This is a genomic window from Bradyrhizobium sp. USDA 3256 (assembly GCF_054058275.1).
On the sequence record NZ_JBSSAE010000002.1, the window covers coordinates 6257364 to 6273633 of the forward strand.

Here is a 16270-nt window from a genome sequence, read left to right on the forward strand (position 1 = left end):
GAGCCAGTGACCGTCCTTTGGCGCGCGTTCGCGCCGCGTCATGCACACGGCTCGGCCAGCCCTTCATGTGCACGTCGACATGAAAACACCGAGCCTCGCTCAAGCCCACATCTGCTCGGCGTGTGAGTGACAAGTCATCGCCTGTGGTCGCGTTCTTTCCGGATCACGAACGGACCCGAAGTTTGACGATCATTGTGAGCCACCCCACAGCCCGCATGCCACCGAAGTGATAAAAGGCATTTTTAGACATAAAGGCATAGTGTCAAAGCAATTGGACAAGACCGCTGACGGTCTCCGGCGGTCCGAGAACCGCAGGTTTGTTGATTTTCTCTCCAAGACAGGGTTCCATTCCGGCTCCATTGAGCCGAGGTCGTGCAATGCCTGCCGGAGCTGTCGCGAGGGAGCAAGCCGCCCACACGCCAAAATGGGTGAATGCACGCCTCCGGTCTCAGGAGTGGACCAACAACCCTCGCGCGGACGCCCGGACCGCGGCGGTGCTACTTATCGACATTGCCGGCTTCACAGCGAAGACCGACCGAGCTGCCGGCGACGGCGCTGAAAGCCTTACCTACTTCATCAACGATTGCTTTGCCATACTGGCCGACGTGATTGATTCAGAGGGAGGCGACATCGTCGCTTTCGCCGGCGACGCCATTCTCGCGATTTGGGTCGATCCGGACGCTGCCGTCGCGACCGCGCAGGCCGTGCGCTGCGGCCTTGCGCTGCGACAGGCCATGACCGCCGGGCCGGGCCGAGAAGCGATCAGTGCGCGTACGGCGGTGGAAACCGGCGAAGTGTTCTTCTGCAGGCTCGGCGGCTGGCAGGACAAATGGCACTATGTTGCAGCCGGAGAACCCTTTTACAGCATCGGCCTCGCCTATCAGAAAGCCGCGATCGGCGACATCGCGTTGTGTGCAAACGCCGCGCGGCTGTTGACGGGCTCGTGCGAACTCGAGCCCATGCCCTATGGGGCACGGCTCCTTGGAATGAACTCGCCCGATGCCGTCGCACCGATAGACGGCACTATCTTCGGAAGCCACACGGGCAAAGCCGATGCCAGCGACTGGGTCGGCGAGTTTCGCACGCTCACAGTGGCGCGGGTCGGCCTCCCCGATTTCAATTTCGATGATGATTTCTTGACGAGACTGCAGGCCTTCGTCGTTGACGTCCAGCAAATCGCCGAACGGCTCGAGGGAACCGTTCATCAGGTCCTGATGGACGACAAGGGCCTGACTCTTACGCTCGTCTTCGGATTGGCTCCGCTTGCCCACGAAGACGATCCCTTCAGGGCAGTCGAGGCGTGTCTGCGCCTCCGTCGCCAGCTGGAGGCGAAGGCCATTCCGATTTCTGTCGGCCTGGCGACCGGCCGCCTGTTCTGCAGCAATTATGGCGGCCTCCATCAAAGGACATTCGGGATTTTTGGGCAGGCGATCAATGTGGCCGCGCATTTCGCCGAGGCCGCACAAGGCGACATCGTCTGCGACGCCACGACGGCCCAGGCCGTCGGGCGCAGGATCGTGTTCAATCTGCTGCCACATCTCCAGGTCAAGGGGACGGGCGCATCGATGTTGGCGTTCAGTCCGGCGGCAGTAACCGACGATTTCCATGCTCCACCCCGGCGCACCATCATCGACCGCGTCAGCGAAACCGCGATGCTCAGGAGCTGTCTCGACGGTCTGAAGACAGGAACCGGTAAGCTCGTCCTCATTGCAGGCGAAGCCGGCATCGGAAAATCGCGCCTGCTCGAAGACTTCATCGGATCGGCGCAGGCCGACAATCACGCCGTCCTGGTTGCAAATGCCACGGCGATCGAAAGATCGACGCCCTATTTCGTGTGGCGCGCCGTATTGCGGCAGATCTTGCAGTTTGAAGGACCGGGCGACGGACCGCGGGTTCGACGCGAATTGTCGGAAGCGCTGCTCGAAAACGAGTCGCTGCTGAATTGGCTTCCGCTGCTCGAAGAAGTCATTCCACTGGGATTTTCCGAATTCGCCTTCACCGAACAGATCGTCGGCTCGGCTCGCGCGAGCGCGATCGAAGAACTCGTGATCTTCATCCTACGCCGATCGAGCGTTCGCATCCTCCTGATGGAGGACGTCCACTGGTTCGACGGCCCCTCGATCGAACTGCTTGGCGCCGTCGCGCGCCGGCTTTCGGACTTCCTGATCGTGGTTACTCAGCGGACCCAGACGACAGCCATCGCAGAGCAGCGTCTTGCCGTCGAACTCGCCTCATCGCTGCAGCTGCGGCTCGACCGGCTGTCGCGCGACGACGTGCGGCTGCTGGTGAAACGGCGCCTGAGATCGTCCGAGGTTCCGCCGGAACTGGTGCGATATGTCTACGGTCATGCCAGTGGAAATCCGTTCTTCAGCGAGGAGCTCGCGCTCGCGCTCAGGGACACTGGAAAGATTCAGGTTACGCGGGGGATATGTTCGTTCGATGAACAGAGCCTCGCCGATTCCAGTATCTCGCTCTCGACCAGCGTTGAACGCGCAATCGTCAGCCGGATCGACCTGCTATCGCTCGACGACCAGCTGGTGCTCAAGGCCGCCAGCGCAGTCGGCGACGCCTTCTCCTCCGAGTTGCTGGATCAAATCGTCCCGGAGTTGTCCGCTGCCACCAAGGCGGAATGCATCCGCCGATTGATCGACTTCGACTTCCTGCAACTCGATCGCGAGACGCGGCCACTTTCCTTTGTGTTTAGGCACTCCATAACGATGGAGGTTGCCTATCATGTCTTGTCTTTTGCGCAGCGAAAAACCCTCCATCGGCGGATTGCCGGCTTTATCGAGCAGCATCACGCCGAGGAGCTGCAACCGAATTATGCGCGCCTGGCAAGGCATCTCGAACTTGGCGGCGAGCCGTTGCGGGCGATCACTTACCTCGAGCTTGCGGCGCAACAGTCGCGCAACAACTCGGCAAACCGCGAAGCGATTCGTTATGTGGAGAAGCTATTCGATCTCACGCAGCGCGAAGCAATCCAGATCGGACGCAGCCGCAAGGCGGCTTGGGAGGTCATCCTCGGTGACGCTTGTCACGAATTGTCGGACTACGAGAGCTCCGCCAACCACTACCACCGCGCGATGGAGTTGCTTGGTCATCATCTCCCGGCGAGCAAGACCGAACGAATCGGCGCGCTTATTCGCAACGCCGCAACCCAGTTGAGGTTACGGTTTACTTCGTCGAAACAAGTGGTCCTGGCTGAGCAGGACAGGTCCGACATGCAGCGCGTCGCTCATATGCACGAATTTCTGTCGGAGCAGTATTTCTACCAGAATGACTCGCTGGCCGTGCTCAATGGAACCCTGGCCTCGTTGAACCTGGCCGAAAAATGCGGCGCGACCCCGGAGACGATTCGAGGATACAGCGCGCTAGCGCTCGGAATGGGGATGTCCGGCATGGTGGGGATCGGCCGCAGTTACGCAGCGCGCGCGATCCAACTGGCGGAAGATTACGGCTCGCTGCCCGAGATCGCGCGGGTCCGTCTCGTGCTCGGCGTTCTCTCTTATGGCCTCGCCGAATGGGACAATGCCGAGGCGCATGGCGAGCATGCAAGACGTTGTTACGAGCGCCTAGGAGACCGAAAACGTGCGCAGAACAGCGAGACGATGTTGATCTTCATAGCGCTTTTGCGGGGATATATTTCGCTCGCCGACGAGCGGCTTGCCAGGCTGTTCGCGGAACTCTCCGACGATTCCCCGCCGCAGATCCGCGCTTGGAGTCTTTCCTTACGGGCATTGATCGACATCACCCGGGGCGGGACCGATAACGGATGCCTCGACAAACTGAAGGCGCTGGCGGGCCAGCGGTTGATCCGCACGGAACAATTGCTTTGCACGGGCGTGGCCGCGGCCGGCTATCTCGAGCGTGGCGAGGCCGCGGTCGCCCTTGAGCTTGCGGAACGGGGACTTCCAATCTTGCGCGAATGCGGCGTTGTGTGGGGCGGATATGCCTTCGGACCGGCAGGAATCGCCGATGTCTTACTGAGCCATTGGGAGCAAGCTTCCGGCGCGGTCTCTTCGAACATTCAAAGCCAGGCGAAGCTGGCGTGCCGGGAGCTTTCCCGGCTCGCTCGAACATCGCCGATCTGCCGTCTCTACAGCTTGTTAATGAACGGCCGATTGTGCTTCCTGACCGGTCAACCGGCGCGCGCGCTCGAGAATTGGAAGCGCGCCGGCGAAGTGGCCGAGCTGCTGCAAACCCCCCGCGAGCAGGCGCAGGCGATCTATCGAACCGGCCTTGCGACCAGCGCGAGCGATCCTGAGCGTGAGTCTCGCCTGCGGCAGGCGGCCGACATCTTTGAACGCCTCGGCGCCGCCAAGGAGCTCGCCGAACTGAAACGTGTCCATCCATCGCCGTCGTCGCAATGGAGACAGGCTTGAGCCAACGCCGCATCATCATCGTGGGCGGCGGAATGGCGGGACTTTCCGCCGCCTATCAGCTCAGCCTTACACCGGAATTGCGCAAGCAATATCACGTCACGGTCTATCAGCTGGGATGGCGGCTCGGAGGCAAGTGCGCCAGCGGGCGCGATGCGCAGGGCCGCAACATCGAGCATGGCCTGCATATCTGGTTCGGCCACTACCTGAACGCCTTCCAGATGTTGGCTGAGGTCTACCAGAACTTGCCGCGGGAAGGAGCGAAAGTCGAATTAAACACCTTGATTCTCCCACAGGGTTACACGCCGATCGGCGATCCCGATGGGGCCAAGCCGAGGGTGTATGACGTCAACTTTCCGACATCGAAGAAGATCGGTATACCCGGCAGAGAACCGGCTGACCTCAGCATCGCCAATTGTCTGTCGCACGCGATAGGACTGCTGATAGACTTCCACGACTATGCGCTCGGGTCAGACTCGCCGATCGTCAAGCTCGACGAAGTTTCGATCGAAACGATCAAAATGCGCGACGATCCGCTGTTTCCACCCTCAAGACTACTCGGTGTGGTGACGGCAAGAACCTGTCTGGAGATTGCCTCGGCATGGCTGTCGCATCTCGACGAAGACATGATCTCGTTTGGCCGCGCGGACATGGAATTAGTCCGCCGGGTGCTTCAGGGCGCTGCTGGCGCTAGTTGTCATATGACCTTTGCGAATACCGCAGCTGGTCACTTGTTCGACCAGGCCTTGCGACTAGCGTGGCCGCTGGTGGACGGCATTTTCGACGACATCGTGATTGAGCAACGATCCATCCAGCAGATGGACGGCGAGGACTTTCGCCGCTGGTTGGTTCGTCATGGCGCCGAGCCCTCACTGGTCAAGCAGTCGCCAATGGTGAGAGCGCTCTACGACACGATGTTTCAGTATCCGGACGGAGACATCGCCAACGCGAGCTACGGCGCAGGAACCGCGGTGCAGGTCCTGCTTCGAGCACTCGGAACCTATCAAGGAGCCGTGGCGTGGGAGCTGCAGGCCGGTGCAGGCGAAGTGATTGTCGCTCCCCTGTTCGAGATACTCAAGCAGCGAGACGTCAAGTTTCGGTTCTTTCACAAACTGACCGATATCAGGGTCTCGTCGGATGGGCGATCTGTCGATTCACTGCACTTTGACGTGCAGGCGATACCGAAGTGCGGCTATGAATGGACCGTGCCGATTGGCCATGGACTGTTCGGCTGGAGCAGCCAACCCGACTGGCTTCACCTCGACGCGCCCCCGAACGGCTGCGTTGATTTTGAATCGTTCTGGTGCAACGAGCGGGTCGACACCGACGTAAAGACACGAGTCGACGATTTCGACGATGTCGTCCTGGCGATACCGCTCGGCGCTTCCAAGAAGTTCACGGGCAACAAGAGTGTCGAGCGACCGCCCGGACCAGGACCAGGCCTATTTAGCATTGAAGAAAATCACGAGCCGTTCGACGACCTTTACAACTACAGCACCGGCTTCTGGAATATGGCGGCAAAGCTTCGCCTGGTGCCCAGCATCGCAGTTCAGCTCTGGAGCACGCGCTCGCTTGCCGGCCTCGGCTGGTCTGGACAAAAGCCCGCGCTGGTGTCAGGCCCCAATCCTCTCGACATCTGGGCGGACATGTCCCAGCTCCTGCGATATGAGCGCCGCGACCCTCCCTATTCGCTTCACTACCTCTGTGACGTCTTCCCTTCGAAATTGTACGCAGCGCCGCGGACAAGCCGGCATGCCCAGGAGATGGCAAATCTGCTGGCCTATCTCAAGACGTTGGATTGGCTCGAGCACAAGGCCAAATTCATCTGGCCGAAGGTGATGACGAACGGTGCGTTTGACTGGACCGTGCTCTACGACGACCAGGATCGCGACGACTATCGCCGGATCAGGGCGCAGCACGTCAAAGCCAATATCAGTCCCTGGGACTGCTGTGTCGCGACCGCGGCCGGCACCAGCGCCTGGCGCCTGAAGACCGACGAGTCCGGCTTCAAGCACCTGTACCTCGCCGGAACCTGGATCGACACCGGCTTCAACACCGAATGCGTTGAAACAGCCGTGATCTCGGGAATGCAGGCGGCGCGCGCGATCATCGGCGCAGAGCTCGAAATTCCCGGCGAGCGTTTCCTCCACGCTACCCGACAATATGTGTCTCTCTGTGATTTTATGCGCAGCTGCGCGCCCGCTCCCGCTGAATGAGGATCGGCCGCATGGCGCGCAGAAAGATTGCAATCCTGGGAGGCGGTGTCGCAGCGCTCAGCGCGGCGTTCGAGCTGACGGAGCAGGATCCCCAGCATCAGCTGTTCGACATCACCGTCTACACGATCGGCTGGCGGCTTGGCGGCAAGGGAGCGGTCGGCCGCGACAAGGAAAAAGGGTATCGCGCCGAAGAACACGGACTTCATGTCTGGACCGGTTTTTACGATAACGCATTCGAACTGGTCGACCGGCTTTATGCCGCGATGATCGATCTCGATCTCAGCCCGCCGTTCGGGTCACGCGAGCACGCCTTCGAGGGCCTCGATCGATCCGTGCTCATGGAGCCGTTCAATTCCGGTTGGACTTCATGGACTATCGACATTCCACCCCATGAAGGAATTCCGGGCACACCGCGTCCCGCATTATCGCTCGTCGATTTTCTGCGCTCACTGCTCGAATGCTCGGTGCAGCAGAGCCAGTCGATCGCTGGTTTCACCGACCAATGGCCGGCGGGGACCCAGCACTCCGCCGTGGCGGCCGGAACGACCGACGGTCCGTTCAGAACGGCGCGGGCGAAGATCGATATCCTGCCGCAGGATCCCAGGGCGGTCAGCCCGAGTGACGCCGCCGAACTACAGACGATACTAAGGCATGCGCGGACTCAGCTCTGCGACAAGCCGGCGTCAGCCGCCATGTCTCGCGACCCGCGCGAGATCGTGGCGGAGGTCGCGCTGACGATCGCGATCGGCATGTTGAGCGACGGCGTGCTGTGGCAGGGCTTCGACTGCATCGACCATCAGGAGTGGACCGATTGGATGAGGTCGAACGGTTGCTCGGATTCGACGCTGGATTCCGCCATCGTCCGTGGCTGCTATGATTATGTGTTCGGGTTCTTCGGTAGCCACACGGAACACGGGAATGTCGTTCCCTGCAGGAATGTGGCGGCTGGCACCGGCACCCGCATCCTGTTGAAGCTGCTCTTCACATATCGCGGGTCGTTCTTCTACCTTCTCAAGGCGACCATGGGCGAGCTGCTGTTCGCTCCGCTCTACCAGGTCCTCACGAAACGCCATGTCAAGTTCGAATTCTTTACCAAGGTCGAGCACATCGGACTGTCTCAAGACAAAGCTTCGATCGAATTCATCGACACCACCGTGCAGGCGACCACCCACTCCGGCAATTCTTACGATCCGCTGATCTGGATCGGCGCAGATGGCACAATCCCGAGCTGGCCTTCCCATCCAGACTACTGTCAGCTGGTCCAAGGACAGGATCTGCGGGACCAAAGAATAGACCTGGAATCGGCATGGACGAAGTGGCCCGGCGTCGACCCTCCCCGAAAGCTGCTGCGAGAGAGGGATTTCGACGATGTCGTGCTCGGCATCGGCATCGGCGCATTTTGCACGATATGCAGCGACCTGATCTGCCACACGCCCGGCTGGCGAGAGATGGTCGATGCCATCAAGACGACGGCGACGGTAGCCTTTCAAGCATGGACAAGCGTCGGCATGCGCGAGCTCGGTTGCAAGCAGGATCGAACGGCTCTTTCGGGATTCGTATTGCCGCTCGATACCTGGGCCGACCTCAGCCTGATGTTGCCACTGGAAAAATGGCCTCAACCGTCTCCCAAGGGGTTGGCATATTTCGTTGGCTCCCTGGTCGACGATCCCCTGGATCCGCCGCCCCCGTTCTGCAAACACAGCTATCCGGCCAGGATGCTCGCGCGGCAAAGGCGAAGGATGCTGCGCTGGGTCGAGAGCGACCTTCACTTCCTATGGCCCGGAATTGAAGGCCCCGGCCATGCCATTCGTTGGGAGCGATTCTTCGACTATCGTGCTTATTCCCCACCCACTCGAAGGCGGTTCTTCGCGCAATATCCGAGGGTGAACATCAATCCCTCGGACCGATATGTGTTATCGGTTCCCGGCAGCGTGTTCAAACGCATGGAGGCCGGCAATTCGGGGGTCGACAATCTCTTTCTCGCCGGCGACTGGGTTCGTACCGGTATTAATGCGGGTTGTATTGAAGCATCGGTCATGGCGGGCCGCGCCGCGGCAGCCGCAATTGCAGGAGTAGATATTGCCATGCCAAACGCCAACGACTTCGACGACGTTTCGCTGCCAACCGCCTTGTTGCCGGCATTGGACCTGTTGCGCAAGCTTGCCACTAACGCCGTCGCCGGTACCGGCGAAATCGAGGCGTTCTGCGTCGTCCAACAACGGCCGCGCTGCGAACTCGAGAAAATGCTACCCGATGGGCTGACACTCCTCGAACCTCCAGCGCCCCACAGCACGATCAAGACAGCGCATCACGGCGCGTCGTCCGATGCAGAGGGCAAGACGGAAAAGACAGCGGAGAATATTCCCGAGCCACCGCATCATGTCGTCCTGATCTTTGCCCGGCAACGCAACGTGCGTCCGGGACCACTACCCTTCGGCGGCGCGCACTACCTCGAAATCGCCCAGCTGATTCCCGACGTTATCCATAAGAACGCACCTTCATTGCAGAACGTCCTGTTCAGCTACATGCCGCATTTGTTCGTGAGCTCGCTGGCAGCCACGTTGATCGGCCAGAATTTTTACGGCTTCAACAAACAGGTCGCACGAATCCAGGATGATAATGACTCCTTCTCCATGCGAAGCTCATCCGGCACCATAAGAACCTGGTTCGAGCGCGACGGCGTGCCCGGTGGTATCGACAGTTATCTCGTCATCAAGCAACTCCGCGACAAACTGGATCAGCCGCTGGTCGGCGTCCAGCCGGATGGCAATTTCGTCTACTCGATGCTGAAATACGGTCTAGGCGGCGCGGTCGTTCAACCCATCAAAGGCAAGATCGCGCTATCCTCGCCTTTCGCCCATAAGGCAGACGAGATCGAACTCACACCGATCTCAAAGCCGCCGCAAAAGGACGACTCTTGGGGATTCCGGTTCATCGCGCCTTGGACGCTCAGCCTGCCCTTCAATTTTCCGGCCGGGCAGCCGAGTTCGAGCGCAAGAAATCTGGCGAGGGCCACCGGCGAGTACAGCACGGCATTGCTGGGCCGTATCTTGGTACGACGCTGACGGCCGGGAATTGGCGCCACTAATTCGCTCAATGGTCACCAAGACACTGCACTCGCACGAAGCCCTTAGGATGACGACAGCCATCAAAACGGCGAGAGTCGAGCATGAGGATGCAGCGCCCCGGACCCGACAGCCGAACGCCAGGCAGCCTTTCACTCGTTACTCGTGCCTTGGCCGCAGAGCGCGCCCGCCCCCGAGCCGGCGGACCGCGTGGAAAGCACCATCCCTTTGGAGGCTGGATAAGGCAATGAACCGCGACGGTATGACGAATGCCGCATGGTAGCGGGGGAGCGCTACCGCCTTTCCCCACACCAACCAAATCTACGATATCTCATCCAGTCCTTCGCATGAGTCGGTTCTTGGGCCCGTTGCTGGGTTCAGTTCTTACGCTCTTAGAGACCCACGCTGAAAGACCGCAAACCCTGGAATCGGGCCAAAGCGGCCGAACTCGCAGAGATTCGAAAGGCAGCGCATGTTTGGCGCCAACTGCGTGGAGACGACCGTGATTACCACGCTCAGAATGCTCTTGCTGCTTCTGTAGGCTCGATCTGGATGAGCCAGGTTTCCATCGACGGTGGCGAATTTTTGGTCATTCAGATCGTGATACAAAGTGCCGGTCAAAACATTGACAAACCCGACATTTTGTATCATTCATGCTCGATGCAATCAGCCTCTGAGACCCAGCAAGACCGCGCCATAACTCTACTGAAAAAGCGGGGCATGGCTCGCCTTTCTGAATTCAAGGAGGCGGGCGTCACGGCGGCAACCGTGTCGCGAATGAGGGAGAAGGGGCTTGTGCTCCAACTCAGCAGGGGACTGTACCAGCTTCCCGATGCCTCGCTCGATACCCATCATGCGCTGGCTGAGGCCGCCAAGCTCGTCCCGAAAGGCGTGATCTGCCTCACCTCTGCGCTGGCGTTTCACGGACTAACCGATACGATCCCGTCGCGCGTTTGGATGGCAATAGGCGCAAAGGATCGGCGGCCTCGCATCGAAAACCCTCCCCTCCAATTTGTGCGTTTCGGACAGAAGGTTCTGGCCTCTGGCATTACAGAGCAAAAGATCGAAGGCGTACGGGTACGCATCTACAATCCTGCCAAAACAGTAGTCGACCTGTTTCGCTACCGCCGGAGCGCTGGAAAGCGCTATCAAAAGAGTCCTGGCCTCAATCTCGCGCTCGAGGGTCTCAGAGAAGCACTGCGACAGCGCAAAGCAACCCCTGCCGAGATTGCCCGGTACGCCGATGAAGCTGGTATCTGGAAGGTCGTTCAGCCGTATCTCGAGGCTATGACCACCAATGCCTAAGAAGCCAAAGCCTCCGATCAAGAACATGGGCGCGTCGATTCGGGCGCGGTTGCTCAACCTCTCAAAGCAGCGTCGTCAGCCATTCGATCTGCTGCTCAACAATTACGTTCTCGAGCGACTTCTTTATCGGCTAAGTCAAACCAAACATCACGACCGTTTCATTCTGAAAGGAGCGATGCTGCTTACGAAGTGGTTCGAAGATCCGCTACGCCCGACAAGAGATTTGGACTTTTTGGCCATCGGCAATGACGATCAAGAAGAAATGGTGCGCATCTTCCAGGAGGTCTGCGCCGTCTCCTTTAACGATGGCGTCGTTTTCGATCCCGACAGCGTGAAGGTCGATCGTATCCGCGAAGAAACCGAATATGGCGGGCTACGCATTACGGCTAACGCTATGATCGACAATGCCAAAGTTCGGATCGTGATTGATATCGCCTTTGGCGATTCCGTTGAGCCGGGTCTTCAGGAGATGGACTTACCGGTTCTGTTGGATTTTCCGGCACCACATCTCCGGGCCTATGCTCGCGAGACAGTGATCGCCGAGAAATTTCAGGCGATGGTCATGTTGGGTCGCGCCAATAGTCGCATGAAAGATCTGTACGACGTCTGGGTCTTATCGCGCAACTTCGAGTTTAAAGATGGTAAGCTGCCACGAGCTATCGCCGCGACATTCGCTCGACGCGAGACCGAAATTCCCTCAGAGGCTCCGGATGGGCTGACAACGGCCTTTGCGGAAGATCCAACGAAGGTTCAGCAGTGGAATTCATTCCGCGAAGACGTCGCGTTTCAGCCCGGCACACTCGCTGACGTGGTCCAAGACTTGTCCGCATTCCTAATGCCTCACGAGTCGGCGGCACGCTCGCTCGGTGAAACAAGATCGGCGTGAATGATCAGTTCGCTCGTGACCATATGTAGCAGGCTTCCCTACGCAGAGCAGTTGCCGACACTAGAGACAGCCAAGACTAGACGTCCATCCTACCGACATTGCGTCGACAGACTTTCAGCAAGTGGCTCTGGCGATGAGGAGCTTGCATTCGAGAAATCATTGGCAAGAGAGCGCGACGAACATCGGCTACAGTTCTAGCCGCAAAAAATGCTGATATCTTCGTGGAATCGAATCTGCCGCGACTGCCCGAAGCCAATGGAACATCGCTTTACCCGTCAGGAACTTTACAGCCGTATCTGGTCAACGCCGATGACGCGGGTGGCTGCCGAGTTGGGCACCAATACAAGCCGGTTGAGCTCCCTGCTCCGCCGCGCCGGCATTCCGACGCCTCCATCCGGTCACTGGATCAAGAAGGAGTTCGGCAAAGCCGTGGCTCAGCCACCTCTGCCTCCGGCTCCTCCAGATTGTCCCGAGCCTTTGGTGCTGGACACGGATGCGGAGACCACACGCACACGACGCCCCGAAACTGCAGCGCACAAAGCCGAGCCAGTGGCCCAAGTGCTTTCGGAAGTAGAAGTAACATCCGCATCGGCTGGCTTCACCGCCGCCAGCCACACCTGCACCACGCCCGTCTCAGCCATCGACGCTCACCCGACAAGATCTTTATGCTGCTGTGTGGGAAACGCCCATGTCGCGGTTGGCTGAACGGTACGGGATCAGCGACAATGGCCTCGCCAAGATGTGCCGTCGGGAGGACATTCCATATCCGGAGCGTGGCTATTGGGCTAAACACGCGGTTGGCAAGGCGCCTGAGCGTACGCCACTACCGGAACCCGGCCGAGCTTCCCGCCCGATCACGATTTATCCGACGCCGCTGCCCGAACCGCCCCATGACCTGCCGGACGACGTGCGCCGCCAGATGGAGGGCATTCACGCGGAAGCATCCTCGATGACTGTGGCCGAACGCCTCGTGAAACCGCATGCGATTGTTGCCGCGTGGCTGGCAGACCATGAGGAACGAAAGCGGCGTGCGCACCAGGAACGCGATCCGTGGCGAAAGAAGCTGTATGATCCTGGTGACTTCAGCGATAGCGATCGGCGACAGCATCGCTTTCTCGACGCACTGTTCAAGGCAATCGAGCGCCAGGGTGGCAAAATCAAGCAGGGCGACCGGCGCGAACTCTTTGCCGAAGTCTCCGGTGAAAAGGTCGAATTCCAGCTTCGCGAGAAGCAGAAGCAGACCCGCCGTCCACTGACTGCAGATGAGCAGCGCTGGCGGATAGGTAACAAGGATTGGAAACAGGAGCTCGTGCCAACCGGTCGTCTTGTCTTCGAAATCAAGGCTTATCTGCCCGCTGGGCTAAAATGCCAATGGCTGGAGACCGATACGCAGCCGCTCGAAGGCATGCTACCAGACATCGTGGCAGTATTCGTTGCCGCGGGCCCGCTGCTCGTTCGGCAACGACAGGAACGGGAAGCCGCCGAGCGCGAAAGCCAGCTCGCGGCACGACGCCGGCACGAGGAGCAACAAAGAAGGAAACGTGACGCCAACCGGTGGCGGTATTTCAGGGAAATTGCGCAGGGCCGGCGTGAGCTCGCTGCCGTACGGGATTTCCTGAGCACACTCCGTTCAATGGATGTTGATCGATCGATTGAGATCGATGGTCGCAGTGTCGGCGATTGGCTCATGTGGGCCGAGGACTGGCTCCAACATGCAGATCCAACGGCGAATGGCCCCGAAGACCTGTTCAGACGGATCGCTGAGATAAAGGAATGGTCTTATCGTGACTGATAGCCTAACCGGTCCACCCCGTGTAGCGGCTAACTAACGCAAACTTCGCCCTTAGTTGTGGTACCCGAATCCAACCATTGATCGTGCAAAATCGTAGTCTAGCGTAGGAAATCGCGGTGCCGCGTAGCGGGGGAACGCTACCGCCTTTCCCCACACTCGAGCGACTTGCTCTACGTTCTTCAATCATCGGCTTGATGTATCACGCAAGGGACTGGCTCAACTCAGGTTTTACGCACGCAACGCAAATGTTGGAAGATCCCGCACACCGATATCGGCGACGAGCAAATGATATCGCGAGAAATCGAATGGGAGCACGGCCTTCGGCCGCTTAGTCGTAAAGCCGCGCGGAATTTTCGCTCTGAACCAGATAGGGGGGTCGAGTAGAGGCGTCGATCGCTCGACGCCCCCCTCACAGATCCGGACGTGCAGCTTTCCCGCATCCGGCTCCTCTGACGAGCAACTTGATCAAGCCATTTGGTGACGCCAGTCGCGTACATGCCCGGTCGGTATCGGAAAGACCTTCAGGATCGCGTTGAACCGCTCCCACGACAGCTTCGGCCGTTGGCTTCGCCGTAGCAGGACCCGCCGCCACGCCTTCATTACCTGAAGACGGAAGCGACCGAGGCAGGTGCTGTTGCCAGGGATGCCGAAGTAGGCGTAGTGCCCGCGCAGCACCGCAGCCAGCCACCTGTGCTGGTCGCGGAGCCGTTGGTGCATTCGTCGCCTCATCTCCTGGCGCAGCTCCTTCAGCTTGCGGATCATCCGTTTCCTTTGGGTCTTCTGGCAGAGGAGAAAGCGTCCGTCCCTGGTCTCGCCGCAGTAATGCGTGAAGCCCAGGAAGTCGAACACCTCCGGCCGTGCCCTGCCCTTGCGCCGACGGTTTTCTTCAGCAAACCGTCCGAACTCGATCAGCCGCGTCTTGTCCTCATGGAGATGAAGACCGAACTTGGCCAGTCGTTCCGCCAAGGCCGCCGTCATCGTCTCCGCATCCTGCCGTCGCTGGAATAGGAGCAAGTAGTCGTCGGCATATCGGACCAGCCGTACCTGACCGGTCGCATGCCTCCGCTTCCACTGCTCCACCCAGAGATCGAGCACATAATGCAGGAAGATGTTGGCGAGCAGCGGGCTGATGCCCGCGCCTTGGGGCGTTCCTTCCACCGTATCGGCGTACACGCCACCCTCCAGGATGCCGGCACGGAGCCATTGGCCGATCAGCCGCAGGACTCTCGGGTCGGCAATCCTGTGCGCCAGTATCCGCAGCAGCCAGTCGTGGTCAACGCTGTCAAAGTATCTGCGGATGTCGGCATCGAGTACCCAGTTCACCGGCTCCGTCGTGATGGCTTCGCGCACCGCCCGCAGCGCCTGATGAGCACTGCGTCTGGGTCGGAAGCCAAAGGAGCAATCGAGGAAGTCGGCTTCATAGATGGCGCTCAAGACCTCCGCCACCGCGCCCTGGACGATTTTATCTTCCAGCGCGAGGATGCCGAGAGGCCGCCGACCGCCGTCAGCCTTTGGGATGTATGTCCGGCGAACCGGCAACGGCCGATAACGGCCGCTATGGACTCTGTCGGCTAGATCGCGAAGGCTACCTTCGAGGTCTTGCCCGTAGGAGTCCACTGTCACCCCGTCTACCCCGGGCGCCGCCTGCCGCCGCAGCCGTCGATACGCCCTTTCGAGCGCAGCGACGTCAACGTGGTGCAGCAACGCCGTGAACCTGGTCTGGCGCGACCGTTTGGCCGCCTCATTCACCCTGGTGAGATTGGCTGACAGGATGATCCGGCTCTGTGTCCGGTCCCGTGCCTGCTCACCGGAGTTTCCCATCAGTCGGGGCCTTCCCTCCGGTCGACTCGTTGCCTTCGCCGCCATCGATAGTACTACGCCCCGATCCGCCACCCTGCCGTGCCTGAGGAGCGGCCTTTGCTTTTCGCTCGGCCAATTCCCTCTCCGGTGACGAACCGGAGCACACGACAGGGCTTCTCAGGTTCCCATGATCTCTGTGCGCGCGTGATGTGGTCTCCGACCCCGGCGGCCCAGAATCTGCTCGCCTTTAGCGCAGATCCCGGTGTTGCCTTCGACTTTTGAAGCAGCCTCGGCGACCGCGACGATCCCATTACGTGGCCCAATACACACCCTGTACGCTTGCTGTCTACGCTTAGTCCTGCCGTTACCGGTTCGGACCCAAGACTCGCTACGAGGCGTCTGGCTAAGACCTACCTCGGCAGAACTTTCATCCGCTAGACATCATGAGCTTCTCCTGACGCACTTCAAATCGTGGAGACGCAACCACCGATACCGACATTCGGTTCAAGTCGCGATCTGACCGTGGGCGGCCCCGCGCCCCGAACGGATAAGCATCTTCTAACCTATTGGTGTTTCTTGGCATGGTAACCATTTTCGTCCCGTTTTGTTCACGGTCCTTCCACCCAATTGCTGCAATGTCGTTGCGCTGTCGCTTCATGAGACAGAGAGCGGACATCGGCGATCCGCTGCACACCGTGACTGTTGCCCTCCGAAGGCAAAGGTCACACGTTCGAATCGTGTCGGGTGCGCCAATTCTCCTTATTTTATAGGCCGATGTGCGCTCCAAGCCGAAACTGTAGCTCCGCTTCGGGTTGTGCGAGTAAGCA

7 protein-coding genes are annotated in these 16270 nt (G+C 59.7%); 6 read left to right on the forward strand and 1 reads right to left on the reverse strand.

Going from position 1 to position 16270, the window contains the following annotated elements; all coding sequences use genetic code 11:
* Nucleotides 1-494: 494 nt before the first annotated feature.
* The 6 genes from ACVWY5_RS31440 to ACVWY5_RS31465 all read left to right on the forward strand — a co-directional run bounded on the left by ACVWY5_RS31440 (nt 495) and on the right by ACVWY5_RS31465 (nt 13643).
* Entirely contained in the window at nt 495-4382 is a 3888-nt protein-coding gene (locus tag ACVWY5_RS31440) for an adenylate/guanylate cyclase domain-containing protein (protein WP_028333439.1), read from the forward strand.
* Nucleotides 4379-6595: an FAD-dependent oxidoreductase gene (locus ACVWY5_RS31445; RefSeq protein ID WP_321176696.1), complete on the forward strand. Its 2217-nt coding sequence runs from the start codon at nt 4379-4381 to the stop codon at nt 6593-6595. Before ACVWY5_RS31440 ends, ACVWY5_RS31445 begins: the two co-directional genes overlap by 4 nt.
* An 11-nt stretch (nt 6596-6606) precedes the next feature.
* Nucleotides 6607-9660, forward strand: a complete 3054-nt coding sequence (locus tag ACVWY5_RS31450) for an NAD(P)-binding protein (protein WP_321176695.1) — start codon at nt 6607-6609, stop codon at nt 9658-9660.
* 660 nt (nt 9661-10320) lie between these two features.
* The gene (locus ACVWY5_RS31455; protein ID WP_028352095.1) at nt 10321-10965 is read left to right on the forward strand and encodes a type IV toxin-antitoxin system AbiEi family antitoxin domain-containing protein; all 645 of its coding nucleotides are present in this window, start codon (nt 10321-10323) and stop codon (nt 10963-10965) included.
* On the forward strand, nt 10958-11851 hold the full coding sequence (locus tag ACVWY5_RS31460) for a nucleotidyl transferase AbiEii/AbiGii toxin family protein (protein WP_028352094.1): 894 nt from the start codon (nt 10958-10960) through the stop codon (nt 11849-11851). Before ACVWY5_RS31455 ends, ACVWY5_RS31460 begins: the two co-directional genes overlap by 8 nt.
* Before the next feature lie 688 nt (nt 11852-12539).
* The gene (locus ACVWY5_RS31465; RefSeq protein ID WP_028352093.1) at nt 12540-13643 is read left to right on the forward strand and encodes a hypothetical protein; all 1104 of its coding nucleotides are present in this window, start codon (nt 12540-12542) and stop codon (nt 13641-13643) included.
* A gap of 465 nt (nt 13644-14108) precedes the next feature.
* On the opposite strand, the gene ltrA is transcribed toward ACVWY5_RS31465, so the two are convergent.
* The gene (gene ltrA / locus ACVWY5_RS31470; RefSeq protein WP_321176694.1) at nt 14109-15464 is read right to left on the reverse strand and encodes a group II intron reverse transcriptase/maturase; all 1356 of its coding nucleotides are present in this window, start codon (nt 15462-15464) and stop codon (nt 14109-14111) included.
* Nucleotides 15465-16270: the final 806 nt, after the last annotated feature.

Bases quoted from the DNA above. Each gene is read 5' to 3' on its own strand.
- ACVWY5_RS31450 (WP_321176695.1), top strand. From the start codon at position 6,607: ATGGCGCGCAGAAAGATTGCAATCCTGGGAGGCGGTGTCGCAGCGCTC.
- ACVWY5_RS31455 (WP_028352095.1), top strand. From the start codon at position 10,321: ATGCAATCAGCCTCTGAGACCCAGCAAGACCGCGCCATAACTCTACTG.
- ACVWY5_RS31460 (WP_028352094.1), top strand. From the start codon at position 10,958: ATGCCTAAGAAGCCAAAGCCTCCGATCAAGAACATGGGCGCGTCGATT.
- ACVWY5_RS31465 (WP_028352093.1), top strand. From the start codon at position 12,540: ATGTCGCGGTTGGCTGAACGGTACGGGATCAGCGACAATGGCCTCGCC.
- ltrA (WP_321176694.1), bottom strand. From the start codon at position 15,464: ATGGGAAACTCCGGTGAGCAGGCACGGGACCGGACACAGAGCCGGATC.